General features: G+C 64.1%; 19 protein-coding genes and 1 pseudogene. 12 read left to right on the top strand and 8 right to left on the bottom strand.

Annotated features, from left to right (window positions below; genetic code table 11):
* Positions 1 to 72: 72 nt before the first annotated feature.
* Both E3T34_RS01700 and E3T34_RS01695 read right to left on the bottom strand, forming a co-directional pair.
* Positions 73 to 1320 carry an ATP-binding cassette domain-containing protein gene (locus E3T34_RS01700; RefSeq protein WP_104171244.1) on the bottom strand — a complete coding sequence of 416 codons (1248 nt, stop codon included), beginning with the start codon at positions 1318 to 1320 and terminating at the stop codon, positions 73 to 75.
* 61 nt (positions 1321 to 1381) lie between these two features.
* Positions 1382 to 2023, bottom strand: a complete 642-nt coding sequence (locus E3T34_RS01695; RefSeq protein ID WP_104101578.1) for an ABC transporter permease — start codon at positions 2021 to 2023, stop codon at positions 1382 to 1384.
* 242 nt (positions 2024 to 2265) lie between these two features.
* On the opposite strand from E3T34_RS01695, the gene E3T34_RS01690 reads away from it, so the two are divergent.
* Positions 2266 to 3054, top strand: coding sequence for an SDR family oxidoreductase (locus E3T34_RS01690; RefSeq protein WP_134341959.1), 789 nt, complete (start codon positions 2266 to 2268; stop codon positions 3052 to 3054).
* 235 nt (positions 3055 to 3289) lie between these two features.
* Here the strand turns inward: E3T34_RS01690 and E3T34_RS01685 are convergent, their stop codons facing one another.
* Together E3T34_RS01685 and E3T34_RS01680 are read right to left on the bottom strand one after the other, a co-directional pair.
* Positions 3290 to 4996 (bottom strand): AarF/ABC1/UbiB kinase family protein, encoded by a 1707-nt coding sequence (locus tag E3T34_RS01685; RefSeq protein ID WP_104101583.1) that lies wholly within the window; start codon positions 4994 to 4996, stop codon positions 3290 to 3292.
* Positions 4997 to 5033: 37 nt separating this feature from the next.
* On the bottom strand, positions 5034 to 5600 hold the full coding sequence (locus E3T34_RS01680; RefSeq protein WP_104101585.1) for a PadR family transcriptional regulator: 567 nt from the start codon (positions 5598 to 5600) through the stop codon (positions 5034 to 5036).
* Positions 5601 to 5797: 197 nt separating this feature from the next.
* Here E3T34_RS01680 and E3T34_RS01675 point away from each other — a divergent pair, with 197 nt between their 5' ends.
* From E3T34_RS01675 to E3T34_RS01655, 5 genes are all read left to right on the top strand, one after another.
* Entirely contained in the window at positions 5798 to 6691 is an 894-nt protein-coding gene (locus tag E3T34_RS01675) for a DUF808 domain-containing protein (RefSeq protein ID WP_104101726.1), read from the top strand.
* Positions 6692 to 6741: 50 nt separating this feature from the next.
* The gene (locus E3T34_RS01670; protein WP_104101588.1) at positions 6742 to 7365 is read left to right on the top strand and encodes a LysE family transporter; all 624 of its coding nucleotides are present in this window, start codon (positions 6742 to 6744) and stop codon (positions 7363 to 7365) included.
* 133 nt (positions 7366 to 7498) lie between these two features.
* The gene (locus E3T34_RS01665) at positions 7499 to 8698 is read left to right on the top strand and encodes a lycopene cyclase family protein (RefSeq protein ID WP_104101590.1); all 1200 of its coding nucleotides are present in this window, start codon (positions 7499 to 7501) and stop codon (positions 8696 to 8698) included.
* Positions 8695 to 9636 (top strand): Brp/Blh family beta-carotene 15,15'-dioxygenase, encoded by a 942-nt coding sequence (locus E3T34_RS01660; RefSeq protein ID WP_104101593.1) that lies wholly within the window; start codon positions 8695 to 8697, stop codon positions 9634 to 9636. Before E3T34_RS01665 ends, E3T34_RS01660 begins: the two co-directional genes overlap by 4 nt.
* 57 nt (positions 9637 to 9693) lie before the next feature.
* On the top strand, positions 9694 to 10323 hold the full coding sequence (locus E3T34_RS01655; protein ID WP_370247392.1) for a DUF808 family protein: 630 nt from the start codon (positions 9694 to 9696) through the stop codon (positions 10321 to 10323).
* Positions 10324 to 10365: 42 nt separating this feature from the next.
* Here E3T34_RS01655 and E3T34_RS01650 read toward each other — a convergent pair whose 3' ends face one another.
* Positions 10366 to 11070: a hypothetical protein gene (locus tag E3T34_RS01650; protein ID WP_134341958.1), complete on the bottom strand. Its 705-nt coding sequence runs from the start codon at positions 11068 to 11070 to the stop codon at positions 10366 to 10368.
* A gap of 286 nt (positions 11071 to 11356) precedes the next feature.
* On the opposite strand from E3T34_RS01650, the gene E3T34_RS01645 reads away from it, so the two are divergent.
* The 6 genes from E3T34_RS01645 (at position 11357) to E3T34_RS01620 (ending at position 16432) form a co-directional block, all read left to right on the top strand.
* A complete protein-coding gene (locus E3T34_RS01645; protein WP_104101598.1) occupies positions 11357 to 12091 on the top strand; it encodes an SDR family oxidoreductase in 735 nt (244 codons plus the stop codon).
* 396 nt (positions 12092 to 12487) lie between these two features.
* Positions 12488 to 13024 (top strand): DoxX family protein, encoded by a 537-nt coding sequence (locus E3T34_RS01640; protein ID WP_134341957.1) that lies wholly within the window; start codon positions 12488 to 12490, stop codon positions 13022 to 13024.
* Entirely contained in the window at positions 13021 to 13416 is a 396-nt protein-coding gene (locus tag E3T34_RS01635) for a hypothetical protein (RefSeq protein WP_134341956.1), read from the top strand. Before E3T34_RS01640 ends, E3T34_RS01635 begins: the two co-directional genes overlap by 4 nt.
* Positions 13417 to 13422: 6 nt before the next feature.
* On the top strand, positions 13423 to 14607 hold the full coding sequence (locus tag E3T34_RS01630; protein ID WP_104101609.1) for an acyl-CoA dehydrogenase family protein: 1185 nt from the start codon (positions 13423 to 13425) through the stop codon (positions 14605 to 14607).
* Positions 14604 to 15416, top strand: coding sequence for a phosphate/phosphite/phosphonate ABC transporter substrate-binding protein (locus tag E3T34_RS01625; protein ID WP_104101612.1), 813 nt, complete (start codon positions 14604 to 14606; stop codon positions 15414 to 15416). Before E3T34_RS01630 ends, E3T34_RS01625 begins: the two co-directional genes overlap by 4 nt.
* A 50-nt stretch (positions 15417 to 15466) precedes the next feature.
* Positions 15467 to 16432: a radical SAM protein gene (locus tag E3T34_RS01620; RefSeq protein ID WP_198412247.1), complete on the top strand. Its 966-nt coding sequence runs from the start codon at positions 15467 to 15469 to the stop codon at positions 16430 to 16432.
* Between the two features lie 246 nt (positions 16433 to 16678).
* On the opposite strand, the gene E3T34_RS01615 is transcribed toward E3T34_RS01620, so the two are convergent.
* The 3 genes and pseudogenes from E3T34_RS01615 to E3T34_RS16845 form a co-directional block, all read right to left on the bottom strand.
* Positions 16679 to 16966, bottom strand: a complete 288-nt coding sequence (locus E3T34_RS01615) for a hypothetical protein (RefSeq protein WP_241977310.1) — start codon at positions 16964 to 16966, stop codon at positions 16679 to 16681.
* Positions 16967 to 16972: 6 nt separating this feature from the next.
* Positions 16973 to 17068 (bottom strand): annotated as a pseudogene (locus E3T34_RS16850) (helix-turn-helix domain-containing protein); the annotation flags it as partial.
* A 3-nt stretch (positions 17069 to 17071) separates the two neighbouring features.
* Positions 17072 to 17212, bottom strand: a complete 141-nt coding sequence (locus tag E3T34_RS16845) for a helix-turn-helix domain-containing protein (protein ID WP_370247382.1) — start codon at positions 17210 to 17212, stop codon at positions 17072 to 17074.
* Positions 17213 to 17242: the final 30 nt, after the last annotated feature.

Below are 17242 nucleotides of genomic sequence, written 5' to 3'. Positions count from 1 at the left end.
TCGGGTCGCCCGGCGTTTCAACGGCGGAATCGCCGCCGGCAAGGCCCGCCTCTGTATGCGGGGTGCGGGTACTCACTGAACGGACCGCGCGTCAGCGCCGCTGGGGTCGGTCTCGATCAGGTCTGCCTCGGCGGCAGACACCTGCGCCTGGAACAGGCCGGTGTTCAGCCCGACGGGGGCCTGGTCTGACTCAAGCACGGCAGCGGACTGTGACCGGGTGATGGCGTCCATCACGGTTTGAACGTCGATGACGCCCTTGAACATGTCGCGGCGGCCCGTGACGAGCGCGGCCCCGGCGCTCGAGACGAGCATCGTGTCGAGCGCGTCATTGAGCGTGGCCCGCTTGCCGACGAGCGGAAGTTTCGGGTCGGGAACGTCGCTGATGACCTCGAGGCGGCCGAGCTGGCGCGCGGAGAGCCACTGGATGGGTCGGCGACGCTCATCAACGATGACCGCGTGGCCGTGGCCGGTCTCGACGACGCGGGCCAGCACATCCGCTGCCCGTTCACCGGGTTTGCCCACGACGGCGTCGCTGAGGCTGACCTCCGCCACCCGGGTCAGGGTGAGCTGTTTGAGGCCGGCGCCGGACCCGATGAAGTTTTCGACGAACTCGTTGGCCGGGTCGCCGAGGATGCGTTCCGGAGTGTCGTACTGCACGAGCTGGGCACCCTCGTTGAAGATGGCGATCCAGTCGCCGAGCTTGACGGCCTCGTCGAAGTCGTGGGTCACGCAGACGATGGTCTTCTGCAATTCTTCCTGGATGTTGAGCAGTTCGTCTTGCAGGCGCAGTCGGGTGATCGGGTCGACGGCGCCGAAGGGCTCGTCCATCAGAAGCACGGGCGGGTCGGCCGCGAGGGCGCGCGCCACGCCGACGCGTTGCTGCTGGCCGCCGGAGAGCTCCTTGGGGTATCGGTCGCGGTAGAGCGCCGGGTCGAGGGAAACAAGCTCGAGAAGCTCGTCGACGCGGGCCGCGATGCGGGCCTTGTCCCAGCCGAGCATCTTCGGCACGATGCCGATATTGGTGGCGACTGTCATGTGCGGGAAAAGTCCTCCGGCCTGAATGACATAGCCGATGCCTCGGCGCAGAGTGTCGCCGTTCATGTCGGTGACGTCGTCGCCATCGACGACGATGCGCCCCTCAGTCGGTTCGATAAGCCGGTTGATCATCTTGAGTGTCGTGGTCTTGCCGCAGCCCGAGGGACCGACGAGCATCACGATCTTGCCGGCCGGGATCTCCATGGTGAGACCGTCGACGGCGGGGCGCGCCTGGCCGGGGAACCGCTTGGTGACGTGGTCCAACAGGATGCTTGCACCGGTGATGCCGGTGGGGGTGACGGATTCTTCGGTGCTGCTGGATTCAGCAGGGTTGGATGCAATGTACTCAGACACGGATACCTCGAGGTGTGGTCAGGCGGCCGAGGCCGACGAGAAGGAGATCAAGAATAAGGGCGAGCACGACAACGCCGATGACGCCCGTCAGCACTGACTCGAGGGAGTTGGCGCCGCCGAGTCGGGATAGGCCGGAGAAGATGAATCCACCCAGGCCCGGGCCGAGGGAGTATGCGGCGATCGCGGCGACACCCATGACCATCTGAGCGGATACCCGAACGCCCGTGAGGATGATCGGCCAGGCGATCGGCAGTTCCACCTGCAGGAGCGTGCGAAACCGGCTCATGCCGATGCCGCGGGCGGATTCCACGATCGATGGAGCGATACCCGACAGGCCCACGACCGCGTTCCGCAAAATGGGCAGCGTGGCGAAGAACGCCACCACGACGACGGCCGGAAGGACACCGAAGCCGAGCGGCGCGATGAGCAGTCCGATGAAGGCAAACGACGGGATGGTCAGGCCGATGGCCGACACCGAGTTGGCGATCCCGGTGAGCGCGGAGCTGCGGTAGACGAGTGAAGCCAGCACGACGGCAATGACGGTCGCCAGGATCAGGCACTGAACGACAAGGCTGAAATGCTGCCAACTGCTGAATAGGATCTGCTCATACTGATCCCCTAGAAAGTCCAACACATCAAAACCTCTTCGAGTTGAGAACACACTGATTCACCGCCACCGGCACGGGCGCAATGGGAGGCGCGGATGCCGAACTGGATGGGGACGCAGGCTGTGAGCCTTCGGTGAGGGTTGCTGAGCATTCTCGCACGGCCACCCCCCTATTGCCGCAGCGAGATATAACGAACCGGTGTGCGCCTGACTGGCCGACTGGATGCTCCTCTAGGGTGTGAACACCGTTTACGTCAGGAAGCAGCTGAATGAATTTCGATCTCGCAGGCAAGACCGCCCTCATCACCGGCGCCAGCTCGGGCATCGGCAGTCACTTCGCCCGAGCCTTCGCCGCGACGGGGACGAGCCTCATTCTGGTGGCCCGCCGAACCGAGAAATTGGAGGCTCTCGCATCCGAATTGCGCAAGCAGAACGGGATCGACGTCCACGTCATTTCGCAGGACCTGAGCGAGCCCGGTGCGGCCGCCGCGGTCGAGCACCAACTCCTCGACCAGCAGATCACCGTTGATGTTCTCGTGAACAACGCCGGCTTTGGAACCAATGCGCGCCTGGTCGACGAAGACCGAGCCCGCCTTCACGCGGAAATCGCTCTGAACGTCAGCACGCTGGTCGACCTGACGGCTGCCTTCCTGCCGGGCATGGTGGCCCGAGACTCGGGCATCATCGTGAACATCGCCAGCACCTCGGCGTACCAGCCCGTGCCCGGGATGGCGGTCTACGCAGCCACGAAGGCGTTCGTCCTGTCGTTCACCGAGGCCGTCTGGGGCGAGACCCACAACACCGGAGTGCGGGTTTTCGCGGTGAGTCCGGGGTCCACCGACACTGAGTTTTTCGACATCGCCGGTTCGCAGTCACCCGGCAAGCGAGTGCCGGCCTCGAATGTCGTCGACGTGACCCTGGCTGCCATCAGCGCCAGAAAATCGGTGCCGTCCGTGATTGTCGGTGCGCGCAACAGAATCACCGCATCGCTCGTCACGTTCATCCCGCGCAGAACGGTGATCACACTTGCCGGTTCGATCTTCCTTCCCCGGGGCTAGCCGATCGGTCTGTGGCTTTCCGAAGGTCAGGTCCAGTGCCAGGTCGAGAGCAAATTCGGCCAGGGCACCATCGGCCGGCTTTCGCCTCGCGGGGCACTTCTGACGCCGCCGCGGTGAAGTGAGCGACCGGGCGCGCGTCGTGACCTCGAGGCCGACGGCAACCCCGCATCCCGCTTTTCGTTCTGACCAGACATAGGCATTTCAGTAACCGAAATGGCGTTCCACGCAGTCGGGACTAGAGCAGCGGTCCGCGCCGCGCCGATAGCCCGGCGAAGAGGGCGTGCAACAGCGGGAGCGCGGACACGGCTACGAGCACCGTTCCGAGCACGACATCTTCGGCACGAAGCAGAATGCCGCCGATCAGCAGAGCGGCGAAGAGGATTGCCGAGACGATCTGACGTGCGGTTCGCTCGATGATGACCAAGCGACGCTCGATCCGGGGAGTCTGCACCGAGACGGTACCGTCGTCGAATCGCGTCGTGAGGCTGTCGAGCCGCTGGGGAAGCCGCGCGATGATGGCCGCAACCGACGCCACTTGCTTCGCGGTCGCCTGCACCACGTTCCCGCCCTCGGCGCGGATCAATTGGGCGGAATATGGCTCGACGGAATTCCAGATATTGAAGGCGGGGTCGAGCGAACTGCACATTCCCGAGGTCAGCGACATCGCGCGCACGATGAGCAGAAAGTTCTCCGGAAGCTGAAACGGCAGCGAGCGCACCACATCACCGAACTCGATGGCGAAGGCGCGGAACTCGCGCGGGTCGACATCCTGCAACTCGGCGAAACCCATCCCGCCGAAACGGGCGAACAGCTTCGTCATCGCGCGCTCGAGTTCGGCGGTATCAGCGGACGGCAGGAGCACACCCACTTCGCGGATGCCGTCCACCATCCCCTTTCCGTCCCGTGACGCGGCGGCGATGAGCAGATTCACCAGGCCCCGACGCAGGACATCGGGCACGTCGCCCATCATCCCGAAGTCGATGAAGGTGAACTTCCAGGCCCGGCCGTGGTCCGCTCCGGGTACACCGGCGGCGAGCGGCGTGACGAAGATGTTTCCGGGGTGCGGGTCGGCGTGGAAGTAGCCATTGACGAAGAGCTGGTCGAACATGACCGCCGCGAAGTCCTCGGCAACTTCTGACGGGTCGATTCCGGCTGCCCTCAGCCCGTCGACGTCGTTGATCTTGATCGCGGTCACGTCTTGGAGGGTCAGCACGCGCCGCGTGGTGCGCTCCCACACCAATTCGGGAACGCTGACCCGGGGGTCGTCTGCGAAGTTCCGCTCGAACCGTTCGGCGCTTGCCGCCTCGTGCAGGTAGTCGATCTCCTCAAGACTCGTGACCGCGAACTCCTCGACCAGGGCGGGCATGTCGACGCGATCCGAAACGAGACGCACGTGGCTGAGCCAGCGGGCAACACGTCGGAGAGCGCCGAGGTCGACCTCGACGATCTCGCTGATGCCCGGCCGCTGAATCTTGACGACGACGTCGAGCAGACCAGTCTCGGCGGCATCGAGTTCCGACAGCCGAGCGCGGTGCACCTGACCGAGGGATGCTGCGGCCAGCGGCGAGGGATCGATGTAAGAGAACGCACGCTCGAGCGTCACACCCAGCTCGGCTTCAGCGACGGCCTGGATCGCCGGAAAGGGCACCGGCGGAACCTCGTCTTGCAGACCTTCGAGCTCTTTCGTGATCTCCGGCGGCAGCACGTCGAGGCGCGACGACATGAACTGGCCGACCTTGATCATGAGGCCACCCAGGTCGACCGCGAGCACGTGGAAGCGCTGCGCGATGTGCTGCAGTCGCGCCGATCTGCTTCGTGCCGCGACCCGCGCGAGCCCGACCCGCGGGAGAAGGACCTCGTAACACCACGTCTGCGCCAAATACAGGGCGGCGAACCGCAAAATCCGGCGGTAGCGGGCACGCAAGTCCGCGACGTCGGTCATCTGATCTCCGTGATGCCGACGTGCTGAGGGCACTCGGTCAGTCCTGGGCGAGGATGGCGTACAGCTTGCGACGCGCCTCATCCAGGATGGCGACAGCCTGCTTCACCTGCTCCGGGTTGCCGGATCGCGCGACCTGCGCGGCGGCCTGAGCCAGGTCGATGCCGGCCTTGGGCAGCGCGGCCGCCCGCCCGGTGTCCCGAGCGCTCTGGGCCTCCCACGGGGCCGGCTGGTCGGCCATGGCATCCGCTACCCCGCGGCCTTCGTCCGTGAGCGAGTAGGTCTTGCGACCGTTGGACTCCTCGGCGTTGATGAGGCCCTCGTCCGCAAGCAGCTGAAGCGTGGGATACACCGAGCCGGGGCTCGGCTTCCAGGCGCCATTGCTGCGTTCCTCGATCTCATGAATGATCTGGTAGCCGTGCATCGGCTTCTCGGCGAGCAGCGCAAGCACCGCCGCACGCACGTTCCCGCGTGCCATTCTCGGACCGGCCTTGCGGTCGAACTGTCCGCGCAGCTGCTCCATGGCATCCCACATTCCGCTGGGCCAGCCCTCACCAGCACCGCCCCGGCGTGCCCTGAACCCGTCACCCATAAATGAACCACTCATGATGTCCTCCTCAGCGCCGAAGCCATCCGGCTCGACGATAGTTAACGATATATCGTTCGCGACGTGATGGCGAAACCAGGATCAATCTTCTTTCCACCGTCTGGGAGGCGCCTGTGCCCACCCTGCCGCGCGGTAATGTTGACCCCATTGCCGTCGCCTTGCACCAGGACGACGCCCCTGAATCCGAGGAGAACCAGATGTCCGTCGGCCTGCTCGCCGTTGTCGATGACATACTCACCGCCGCTCTCAAAGCTAGCGCGAAGACCGCAGGCGTCGTGATCGACGATGCGGCCGTCACGCCTCAGTACGTTCAGGGACTGTCACCGGCGCGCGAGCTTCCCATCGTGTGGCGGATCGCTCTCGGTAGCCTGTTCAACAAATTCGTCATCATCATCCCGCTCGCACTACTCCTCTCCGCCTTTGCGCCGTGGGTGTTGCCGTGGCTGCTGATCATCGGCGGTACCTATCTGTGTTTCGAGGGTGCGGAGAAAGTCACCGAGTGGTTCGGAGTTCATCACGGCACTGACAACACTGAGATGCGAGATGAGCGAAAGCTCGTCTTCGGTGCTATTCGCACCGACCTCATCCTCAGCACAGAGATCATGCTCATCGCACTGGCGGGTCTCGATCCCGATTTTGGCATCTGGATGACGCTCGGCGCCTTGGTCGTGATCGGCCTGGGGATGACGGCGCTCGTCTACGGTGCGGTCGCCCTGCTGGTCAAGATCGACGACATCGGGCTGACGCTGATGAAGCACCCGGTACGACGGGTCAGACGCACCGGCGCGCGCATTGTGCGATCGATGCCGGCCGTGTTCCGAGTGATCAGCGTCATCGGCACGGTCGCCATGTTGTGGGTAGGAGGCCACCTGGTGATCGTGAACCTGAACGACACGATCTGGAGCGTTCCCTACGACGTTCTGCACGCCGTGACGCAGGCGGTCGAACCTGCCGGACCCATCATTGCCTGGGTCACCGACACCGCGATGTCGCTCGTTTTCGGGCTCATTCTCGGCCTGATCATTGTCGCGGCCCTGTCCGGGATCTCGCGCCTTCGCAAGCAGAATCGGTCCCACCGCGTAACGGCCTGACCCCGTCGCCGGCTGGCAAGCCGCAATCAGCATGAAACGAGGATGTCCCGGTGCAGTTCTCCCTGTGGGTGGCCCTTGTCGGCGCGGGCACTCTGATCAGCTTCACGCCCGGTGCGGGGGCGATCAACACCATGAGCAACGCTCTCAACGCGGGCTTTCGCCGCTCCATCTGGGGAATCCTCGGCCAGCAGGCCGCGCTTCTCATCCACATCGTGATCGTGGCACTCGGTGTCGGTCTGCTCGTGGCCGGTTCTCCGATCGCCTTCAACGTCATTCGCTACGCGGGTGCCGCCTACCTCGTCTACCTGGGCATCCGTCAGTTTCTGGCCAAGCCGGAACTCGATGGCGAGCGCACCCGGGCCCTGAGCGATGAGCCCCGCTGGTCGATGTTCCGACGCGGGCTGTGGGTGAACATGCTCAACCCCAAAGCGATCGTGTTCTTCCTCGCGTTCCTGCCTCAGTTCATCCGGGTGGACAGGCCGATGCCGACCCAGTATCTGATCGTCGCGGCCACCGTCGTTGCGATCGACATTCTGGTGATGTGGTTCTTCTTCGCCGGAACAGCGCATTCATTCGCGCGATTCACCCGCGACGATCACGGCCAGCGCGTGTTGAACCGTGTCTTCGGTGTGCTCTTCGTGGCTGTCGGCGTGCTGCTCGCGGTCCTCCACTGAGGAGTCCAAACCACCGGTTGAAGGTGTTTTTCGCAGCCGGGTGAGCAGCCGAAAAATCACATACCAAGACCACTAGGCTGTTCGAAGATCGTCCCATTGGCACCTCGGACGTGATCGAGCGCAAGGAGCACAGATGACGCCTGCCGTGGACGCCGACCTCGTGATACTAGGTGGTGGACTCGCCGGTCTCACGCTGGCCGCCCGGCTGGCCCGAGTACGTTCCGGTTTGCGCGTCGTGGTGCTGGAACCCCGCACGGCCTATCAGGACGACCGCAGCTGGTGCTTCTGGCGACCGGAACAGCACGACCTGTCACACCTGGTCTCACGAAGCTGGAAGACCTGGACCTTTTCGGATGCGGCGGGCCTCACCGTTCGGCATCGGGTACCCGGGCTGGCCTACCAGTACATTCGGGGCAGCGATTTCTACGCGAGCGCGCAGGCCGACATCGCCGAGTCTGCGAACGTCGACCTGCGCCTCGGCGTGCACGCCGAGACGGTCGACGCAGTCCCCGGCGGCGTTCGGGTTGAGACGAGCGCGGGCCCCCTACTGGCCCGTCAGGTGGTTGACACCCGACCACGGGCCGCCGAGTCGATGCTCTACCAGAGCTTCGTGGGCTTCGAACTGGAGCGTGAGCATCCGTTGCCGTTCGAGCTCGGCGAGGTCACGCTGATGGGGTCGCTCGACGCCGACGCTGAGGGTTTGAGCTTTGTGTACGCCCTGCCGCTCGGCCGGAACCGCGCGATCGTGGAGTGGACCCGCTTCGGCACGGCGCCGATAGAGCGGGAGCGCCTGGTCGGCGAGCTCGACGAGGTACTCACCGGGCTCGGCCTGGCCGACGCCCGCCGGGTGCGCACCGAGGGTGGCGTGCTGGCCATGGGTCTGGGCCGGCAGACGGCGTCGCCGATCCCCGGGGTCGTGCACGCCGGCAATGCCGGCGGGGCGCTGCGGGCTGCCTCGGGCTACGGGTTCCTGCGCATTCAGCGCTGGGCTCAACTCTGCACGGAGAGCCTGCTCGCTGGCCAGGGGGCGGTGGGCCACCCAGACGAACCTCGGGCGAGGCGCGCCTTCGATCGCATCTTTCTGCAGGCCGTTCGGGCGCATCCGGAACGCACCGCGGAGTATTTTTTCGCCCTCGCCCGCGGCGTTGCCCCCGCCGCGCTGGTGCGCTTTCTCAGCGACGGCGCCCGACCCACGGACTACGCACGCATCATCGCGAGCCTGCCGTGGACCCCTTTTCTTGCCCAGGTGGCCGCGCCTGCGGCGTTCAGCCCGGCACAGACCCTGCCGGCCACCAGACCGACGCCGACCACAGAAACCAGCGTGCAGCGATGACCGATCAGACCACTCCTCCCCGTAGCGAGGCCGCCCGCGTCACGCCGCGGCGGCGGCGCGTGCCCGCCGAGACGGTGGTGTTCTCCAGCCTGGCCCTGGTCATTCTGGCCGTGGTCGGACTGGGCATTCCCATGCCCTCGCCCACGGTTCAAATCGTGCTGCTGGGCATCCTCGCCGGTGTGCTGGGCCTGCCCCACGGCGCTCTCGATCCACTGATCGCGCGCCGGGCTGGGCTGTGGCGCACTCCGCTGGGCTTCGCCGGGTTCAACGCGGTCTACATTCTGGTCGTGGTCGGCGTGGTGCTGCTCTGGCTGGTCGCGCCCGTGCTGAGCCTGGTCGCGTTTTTGCTCGTGTCGGCGCTGCACTTCGGCTCCGATTGGAATGCGGACCGGTCGGTCGGGCTGCGTTTTCTCGCCGGATTCGGGCTGCTCACCGTGCCGGCGCTGTCGCATCCTGACCAGGTCAGAGCAATCTACGTGGTGCTGTCCGGTGACGGAGGCGCAGTGGTGGCCAGCGTGCAGGAGTGGCTCGGGCCGATCGCCGTGGCAGGTCTGATGATCGCTGCCCTGGTCGCCCTGCGACACCGGCCGAGCGAGAGCGTTGAGATCGTGCTCGCCACAGTGCTCGGCCTGGCCACAGAACCGCTGGTCTTCTTCGTGCTGTATTTCTGCGCACTGCACAGTTTTCGGCACTTGAAGGGAGGATTCCAGGAGGAGCGGGGCGGCGGACGGCAGACGGCCCTCCTGGTCGTGGTCTACACCGTGGTCCCCCTCCTCGCGGTAGCGGTCTTCCTCGTCGCGTTCGGCCCCGGCGGCGTTCTCAGCGAGCAGATCCTGCAGCTGGTGTTCATCGGTCTGGCAGGGCTCACCGTGCCGCACATGATGGTAGTGACCTACGAAATTCGTCAGCGACGAGCAGCTGGTGCGGTTCTGCTGTGACATCTCCTGCCCGTGCCGAGCGGAACTGTGGTCAGCACTGCGTCGCCCACCAGGGTGATGCCCCCATTCGAGGAGGTCCAGATCTCGGTCGGCTTGCTCGCCTTAGTCGATGACGTACTTCCCGCCGCCCCCACGGCGAGTGCTAAGACCGCAGGAATCGTCATCGACGACGCGGCCGTCACCCCACAGTACGTTCGGGTTTTCACACCGGCACGCGAACTCCACGTTGTCAGGCAGATCGCACTCGGCAGCCTGTTCAACAACTTCATCATCATCCCGCTCGCACTGCTCCTTTCCGCATTCGCACCATGGGTGTTGCCGTGGCTGCTGATCATCGGCGGCACCTATTTCTGCTTCGAGGGTGCGGAGAAAGTCACCGAATGGTTCGGCGCCCACCATGAGGCTGACGACACTGAACCGCGGGATGAGCGAAAACTCGTCTTCGGCCCTACTCGCACCGACCTGATCCTCAGCACAGAGATCATGCTCATCGCACTGGCGGGTCTCGATCCCGATTTCGGGACCGGTTTGACGCTCGGCGCCCTGGCGGTGATCGGCCTCGGCGCGCGCATCGTGCGGTCAATGCCGGCCGTGTTCCGGCTCATTCTGGGCCTGAGCATTGTCGCGATCTTTTCCGGAGTGTCGCACTTTCTGGAACGGAATCGGACAGACCGCGTAGCGGCCTGACGAGAGCCTCGTGGGCGTCGGCGTGCTGCTCGCCGTCATCCACTAAGAATCTGAGGATGCTTCTGCGTCTACCCGGGCTGCGAATTCCTCCATGCCTGTGGCGATGTTCTCTTGTCGAGAGTCGTCATCTTCGGGGTTGTCAGGAGCGTCATACGGCCAAGACATGTACACGTTGGGGTCGATCACGAGGAACGCGGCCAGCGAGCTGCTCGGGATCGCTTCATAGTCGCGCACCTGCTCGTCTGACTGGTCCATGCCCATCCAGGCGATACCCGTGTTTTCTGGCAGGACAACCCAGCCTTGACCGCGGAACACCTCGGCGAGATCTGGTGGGACGCTGGCATGCACCTGAGCGAAACCGCGGGTGGTGAGGGCCGGTGCGAGAGTGTTGAGGAGTTCCCGGCACACCTGCGCGGATCCACCGGTGATCAGCAACTCGAAGACGGCGGTGCCGTGATCGCTGACGATTGCATCGTCGATGTCATCGTCGGTGGAGTCTTCGTCGAGCTGATTTTCGTCAACGTAGCTGTCCGGTTCGGTGACAAGAGCGCCGAGAAGCCGGCCGTCATCGGTTTCGGCGACGAGGGCCAAAGCCATGGACTCAATTTGGAGTTCGATGGTGTCGTCGAAATAGATCTCAGGCGCGTCATCGACTTCGGCCTGCGGGTGTTCAGCGAACAACGCGACGAAAGCGGTCCGATGCTTCTTATTGAGGCGTCGGACTCGGAAGCTCAGTTTCTCGCTCATGCTTGAGCCTCTCGACGATGTTCTGCGTGCTGTCATGCTCCGGTATCGGAACAATCGAATTTATCATGCGGGCCAGAGCAACATTGGCACTCCGCTCCACACCCCCGCTCGTCCTGACGCTCATCGTCAGGGGAGCATACTTCCGCTTCTATTTCTTGATCTCGTGCCGAGACGAAGAGTTTACGCATGGCGCCAAGGTAGCCCGCTGCCAATGAACGTGGCTACTGTGGCGAGACGTTCGTCTTGCGACCCGAGCGGGGCGAGAAAAACAGAATCGAGACCGATCATGGGAAAACTCGACGGCAGGATCGCGCTGGTGACAGGCGGTTCCGTGGGCATGGGTGCGGCGGATGCGACGCTGCTGGCAGCAGAGGGAGCCCGGGTCATCGTGGCCGACATAGCCGATGACGCCGGCCAGGCGCTGGCGGATTCGATTGGCGGCGTCTACCGACACCTCGACGTGGCAGACGAGGCGCAGTGGAAGCAGGTGGTGGCCGACGTCGACTCCACCGTCGGTCACATTGACATCCTCATCAACAACGCCGGAATCGTCGCGTTCACGCCTGTTGCCACTACAGAGTTGGAGGAGTGGAACCGCGTCATCGGCATCAATCTGACCGGAGTCTTTCTGGGCATCCGCTCGGTCGCTGAATCAATGAAAGCTGCCGGCGGAGGCGTCATCGTCAACGTGTCGTCCACCGCGGGAATCATGGGCTACTCCAACCTGAGCGCCTACGTTGCCAGCAAGTGGGGAGTGCGCGGACTTACAAAAGCCGCGGCCCTGGATCTCGGCGCTGACAACATCCGCGTAGTCTCGGTGCACCCGGGCGGCATCCGTACACCGATGACCGCGGGTATGGAAAGTTTGGAGATGTACGCGGGGCAGCCGATCCCGCGCATTGGCGAGCCTGAGGAGGTGGCGAAGCTGATTCTGTACCTGGTCGCCGACGCAACCTACTCCACGGGCACCGAATTCATCGCCGACGGCGGTGCGACGGTTGGGCAAGTCCTGAACGTGTGAGCGTCAGGTCGCCGGTTTCGACCCCTGCGGAGTGACGACCACCTTGCCGAACGCACGCCCTTGTCTGAGGGCCGGGACGCCCATCCGGCGCCCGGTCAGCAGGCCAAGCGCAACGCCGATAGTCGCGACCCCAGAAGCGTGGGCACTGCTCCGCCAACGCAGAAATAGCGGCCGTCCGGAGCAAGCGCCTACCGTGACTGAATAGTCCAACTCGACGATTTGCTGCTTCAGTCGCTTTGTCTCGGCCTGCGCGTCAGAAGCCGTTTCCGAAAGGATGGCACAACACGGTCGGGCAGATGATGGGATTTCGATGGGAAGTTTCTTTGGGATTTTCCATCTTCTCGGTATTGCGGTTTGCTCTCCGTGCCGCTTGGATGCTGGAGATGAACGGTTCTCATGTCCCGAGTCAATGACGCGCCGGTTGTGGCGGTTCCCGTCTCCCGCGCGACAGGGGTTATGGTCGCGGTGCTCCGCGTCGGTGTTGCACTGATGTGGATCCAGAATGTCGCCTGGAAGATCCCTCCGGACTTCGGCCGAGCACAGGAGAACGGACTTTACTTCTGGGCGAGCCAGGCGATCGCCCATCCTGTTCTACCGCCCTACTCCTCACTCGTCGAAGCCGTCATCCTGCCCAATATCGAGGTCTTCGGGTGGTTCACCCTCCTCGTCGAAGGCGGACTCGGGGCTTTTCTGCTCATCGGCCTCGCCACGCGTTTCTGGGCTGTCGTCGGCATCGGCCAGACCCTGGCAATCACGCTTTCAGTACTTTTCGCCCCGAACGAATGGCACTGGTCGTACTATCTCATGGCGCTCGCTCACCTCGCGATCTTCGCGACCGCAGCTGGGCGAAGCTATGGAATCGACGGTGTCCTTCGCCAGCAGTGGGTGCAATCCTCAGGGCGCGCGGCCCGACTGATGATGAGGCTGTCATGAGGCGATCACCAGCCGGCTCGAGCGCCTTCGACCGCGCTAGCGTCCTTCTCGGCCTGGCCTCACTTGTGTTTGCGGGCTTTGTGTTCGGCGCCCAGCTTCCGACCGAATTCGACTTCGTGCACATCGGGGCTACTGGTGCTGTCGTTCTATTTGTGAGTGGCACACTCGCCATCGCCGGCGGTGCCACTCGGCGCCCCGCGCTCTACGCTGCCGCCGGTGTTCTGCTGACCGTCGCCGCGCTCGCGCAACTCGCAGGGCTCGCGGCGTCTTTCAGGCCGCTGGGGGGCGACGCCTCTACCATGGCGGTCACCGGTGGTCTCGGCCTCGGGCTTCTCATGCTCGCCCGCGCTGTCCGTTCGCTCATTCGCACCCACGATTCCGACGAAAGGTAAGCCGTAATGGACCTGAATTCACGCGTTCAGCCCGTGCTCGACGTTGCACGAACTCACGCCCACGCAGTAGATGCGGATGGGCGTTTTCCACATGAGGCCGTCGCGGCCCTGCGCGAGTCCGGTTTGCTCGGACTCACTCTGCCCACTGAGGTTGGTGGTCTTGGTGCGGGGCCACGCGAGCTCGTCGAGGTCATCAGCCAGCTTGCGGGAGCGTGCGGGTCGACCTCCATGATCTATCTGATGCATGTGAGCGCTTCCATGCCCGTCGCAGCCGCACCGCCAGCGGGAATGCCCGCACTCCTCGAGGATCTCGCCAGTGGTCGCTCTCTTGCCTCCCTCGCGTTCTCTGAAGCGGGTTCCCGCTCACACTTCTGGACTCCGGTGTCGCGCGCGACCTCGACGTCAGACGGAATGCATATTTCGGCGAAAAAGAGTTGGGTGACCTCCGCAGGCCACGCGGATGTCTACATCATCTCTACCGGGACTGCGGATGCCGAGACCGTCGACCTGTTCGCGGTCCCGGCAGATAGCCCGGGGCTCAGCGTTGACCGGCCGTGGAGCGGTATGGGATTGCGTGGGAACTCCTCGAGCCCGATGACCATCGACATGGATTCTTCCGAGGGATTCCGTCTCGGGACGGCCGGTAGCGGATTCGGGCTCATGATGAGTTCTGTTTTGCCGTGGTTCAATCTCGGCAACTCGGCTGTGTCTATCGGGCTCAGCCGTGCGGCCGTCGACGCAGCGGTGAGGCATACGGTGGGAACCCGGCTGGAGCATCTCGACCAAAGCCTGTCAGCGCTACCGACAATTCGGGCGCAGTTGGCGAAGATGTCAATCGATCTCGCGAATGCGAGCGCGTACCTTGATCGGGCCGCTGGTCGCGTGGCTGACCCGCAGGAGGATACCCCCCTATTCGTGCTCGGCAGCAAGGCATCATCGAACGACGCCGCACTGCGAATTACGGATGCCGCGATGCGCGTCTGCGGCGGTGCGGCGTTCTCGGAGCACCTGCAAATAGATCGGTACTTTCGCGATGCCCGCGCGGGCCACGTGATGGCTCCGACATCCGATGTGCTCTATGAGTTCTACGGCAGGGCGATCACTGGCCGCCCACTTTTCGACGCCCCGGAAACCGTCGCGGCACCCGCCGCCCAAACTCGTGACACTGCCTCTACGGGTGCTGCAGCGTGAGTGCGCCCCTGATCATCGGCTCCGTTGCGTACTCTCCCAATGTCGTACCCATCTGGGAAGGGATGCGAGACTACTTCGCCGAGACCTCAACGCCGATCGACTTCATGCTGTTCTCAAATTATGCGAGTCTGGTGGACTCCCTCATCACGGGAACAATCGATCTCGCGTGGAATACCAACCTGGCCTGGGTGCGCACTGTCGCCCAGACGGATGGAGCATGCCGTGCACTCGCGTCCCGGGATACGGACCTTGTGTTCCAGACGGTGTTCGTCGCCCGAGCAGGCAGCGGTTTCACCGGGCTGGAGAGTCTTCGTGGACGTCGACTTGCCCTGGGGTCACGCGATTCAGCGCAAGCCGCCATCCTTCCCGTACATTTCCTGCGTGAGGCGGGGATCGGCGAAACGGATGTCGATCTCACTCGCATCAATAGCGATGTCGGGAAACACGGTGATACTGGCAGGAGCGAACTCGACGCCCTTCGCGCGGTGCTCGAGGATCGGGCGGATGCTGCGGCGATCGGCATCAACACGTGGCAAGCGATCGGTCGCGGTGAGCTCCTCCCCGGCGCGTTCGAGTCCTTCTGGATCTCCCCCGAGTACAGCCACTGCACCTTCACCGCCATGCCGTCGCTGACGATCGACCGGTCGGACGAGTGGGTGGCAAACCTATTCGCGATGGACTGGGAGAACCTCGAACATCAGCGAATCCTCGAGATGGAAGGCCTGCGGGCGTGGGTGTCGCCGAAACTTGACGGGTATGCCTCGCTCATCGCGGCCGTGCGGGAACAGAAAGTATCGGACCGATGGTGACCGCGAGCCCTCCGGTAGGCGCGGGCCTGCTCCTCGACCTGGTCGAGAACGTGAGCCGGGTGGCAACAGGCCGTACGGCTTCTGTCGACTTCGGGACATGCGATCGGGAGGCCGCCCTGGAACTCATCTCAGCGTGGTGCCTTTCGAGTGGGAATGAGATCGTCAGCATGGTGGGGTCGGCCATCACCGTGCTCCACGGCCGCTCGCCCGACCCGCTCGCCGGGCTCGATCCCGGTCAGCTCCCAGGATCCCGGGTCTGGGTATACACCAATTTCGATTGCAATCTGGCTTGCGACTATTGCTGCGTTCGGTCGTCTCCGAAGGCAGAGCGGAGAGCCATCGGAATGGATCGAGTCCGGCAGATCGCGCACGAGGCTGCAGATGCCGACGTCAAAGAGCTCATCCTCACCGGCGGAGAGCCGTTCTTGCTGAATGACCTCGACGAGTTGGTCAATGCCTGCACGAACAAACTGCCCACGACGTTGCTCACCAACGGCATGCTTTTTCACGGCAGGCGGCGCGAGCGCCTGCGTCGAATGGACCGCTCCCAGCTCGTGCTGCAGATCAGTCTCGACTCTGCCACATCCGAGATCCATGACAGCCACCGCGGCTCCGGGTCCTGGGCCAGGGCCGTCGCGGGCATCCGAATCGCACACGACGAGGGATTTCGAGTCAAGGTCGCAGCCACTTTGCCGGCCGACCAGATGCACGAACTCGCGCCGTTTCACGCCTTTCTCGATACTCTCGGTATCCTGCGGGACGACCAGGTAATCCGCGCACTCGCCCACCGCGGAGTCGCTGAATCCGGCATAGAACTGACCGTTGACTCGCTCATACCCGAGGTGACGATCACCGCCGACGGCGTTTACTGGCATCCCGTTGCCGCCGACCACGACGACCAATTCGTAACGGGAAACATCTTCCCGCTTGCAGATGCGATCGCTGAAGTGACCCGCCGATTCATCGCGCATCGCCGTTCCGCCAACGCAATCTCGGAATGGTTCCCCTGCGCGTGACCGTATCGGCTCGGCGAGCATCCGCGTGGTCTCGGTTCACCCGGGCGGCGAATTCAGGTGGTGTGTGCAACACCGGTTTGATTTGTTCGATTCGAGATTGGTGTGGCGAGGACTTCTGCGGGCGTTCGGTAGCCGTGGCGTGTGCGGGGCCGGCGGTTGAGCTCGGCGGCAACGTTCTCGAGGATCCCGGACCCTCCGGCCTCTGGTGAGACCCTCCGGCCTCTGCGGTCGCTGTGTTGCCCGCCCTTACCGCAACGCGGTGGCAACTTCCAAGCGCAACGATCCACGACCTTGAACGTAGAGTGCCTGGTAGATCGTCTCGTGTGACACCTGCATCTCCAGATTCTCCGGATGCTCGACTTTCAGTCGACCCGCAACCTGTTCCGGGCTGAACCGATCGGTGAGCATCACGGTGACCTGTTCCCGTAACGCTAATCCGTCCAGCTTCCGGGCTCTTGGCCGCCGAGCCCTTGCCCAGGTCTGCTCCTGCGCGAGCGAGGGCACGTAGCGGCCGGCGACCTGGTTGCTGGTCACCTCCCGACTGATCGTCGACGGCGCACGGCCCAGTGCCGCTGCGATGCGACGCACCCCGTGACCCCGGGCGAGCTGGAATCCGATCTCTTCTCGCTCTCGCAACGATCAAAGTCCGACACGGGCGACACTGAAATCCTGAACCGGTGATGGCAGCACCTTCTGATGCTCGCTTAACCACCGATACCCAGTAGGACGCGACACCCCCGCGGCCTGCGCCGCGACGGCGACCGACAGCCCCGCGTCCACCCCCTCCCAAAGCCCCGTCTTCCCGGTCCA

The organism is Cryobacterium sp. TMT1-62, from assembly GCF_004403145.1.
GTDB classification, from domain to species: domain Bacteria; phylum Actinomycetota; class Actinomycetes; order Actinomycetales; family Microbacteriaceae; genus Cryobacterium; species Cryobacterium sandaracinum.
The sequence above is the reverse complement of the archived record's forward strand: the minus strand, read 5'-3'. Positions and strand labels throughout refer to the sequence as shown.

What these genes read in the sequence shown, in the direction of transcription:
- E3T34_RS01690 (WP_134341959.1), top strand. Translation starts at nt 2,266, where the DNA reads ATGAATTTCGATCTCGCAGGCAAGACCGCCCTCATCACCGGCGCCAGC.
- E3T34_RS01685 (WP_104101583.1), bottom strand. Translation starts at nt 4,996, where the DNA reads ATGACCGACGTCGCGGACTTGCGTGCCCGCTACCGCCGGATTTTGCGG.
- E3T34_RS01680 (WP_104101585.1), bottom strand. Translation starts at nt 5,600, where the DNA reads ATGAGTGGTTCATTTATGGGTGACGGGTTCAGGGCACGCCGGGGCGGT.
- E3T34_RS01675 (WP_104101726.1), top strand. Translation starts at nt 5,798, where the DNA reads ATGTCCGTCGGCCTGCTCGCCGTTGTCGATGACATACTCACCGCCGCT.
- E3T34_RS01665 (WP_104101590.1), top strand. Translation starts at nt 7,499, where the DNA reads ATGACGCCTGCCGTGGACGCCGACCTCGTGATACTAGGTGGTGGACTC.
- E3T34_RS01660 (WP_104101593.1), top strand. Translation starts at nt 8,695, where the DNA reads ATGACCGATCAGACCACTCCTCCCCGTAGCGAGGCCGCCCGCGTCACG.
- E3T34_RS01655 (WP_370247392.1), top strand. Translation starts at nt 9,694, where the DNA reads ATGCCCCCATTCGAGGAGGTCCAGATCTCGGTCGGCTTGCTCGCCTTA.
- E3T34_RS01650 (WP_134341958.1), bottom strand. Translation starts at nt 11,070, where the DNA reads ATGAGCGAGAAACTGAGCTTCCGAGTCCGACGCCTCAATAAGAAGCAT.
- E3T34_RS01645 (WP_104101598.1), top strand. Translation starts at nt 11,357, where the DNA reads ATGGGAAAACTCGACGGCAGGATCGCGCTGGTGACAGGCGGTTCCGTG.
- E3T34_RS01640 (WP_134341957.1), top strand. Translation starts at nt 12,488, where the DNA reads ATGTCCCGAGTCAATGACGCGCCGGTTGTGGCGGTTCCCGTCTCCCGC.
- E3T34_RS01635 (WP_134341956.1), top strand. Translation starts at nt 13,021, where the DNA reads ATGAGGCGATCACCAGCCGGCTCGAGCGCCTTCGACCGCGCTAGCGTC.
- E3T34_RS01630 (WP_104101609.1), top strand. Translation starts at nt 13,423, where the DNA reads ATGGACCTGAATTCACGCGTTCAGCCCGTGCTCGACGTTGCACGAACT.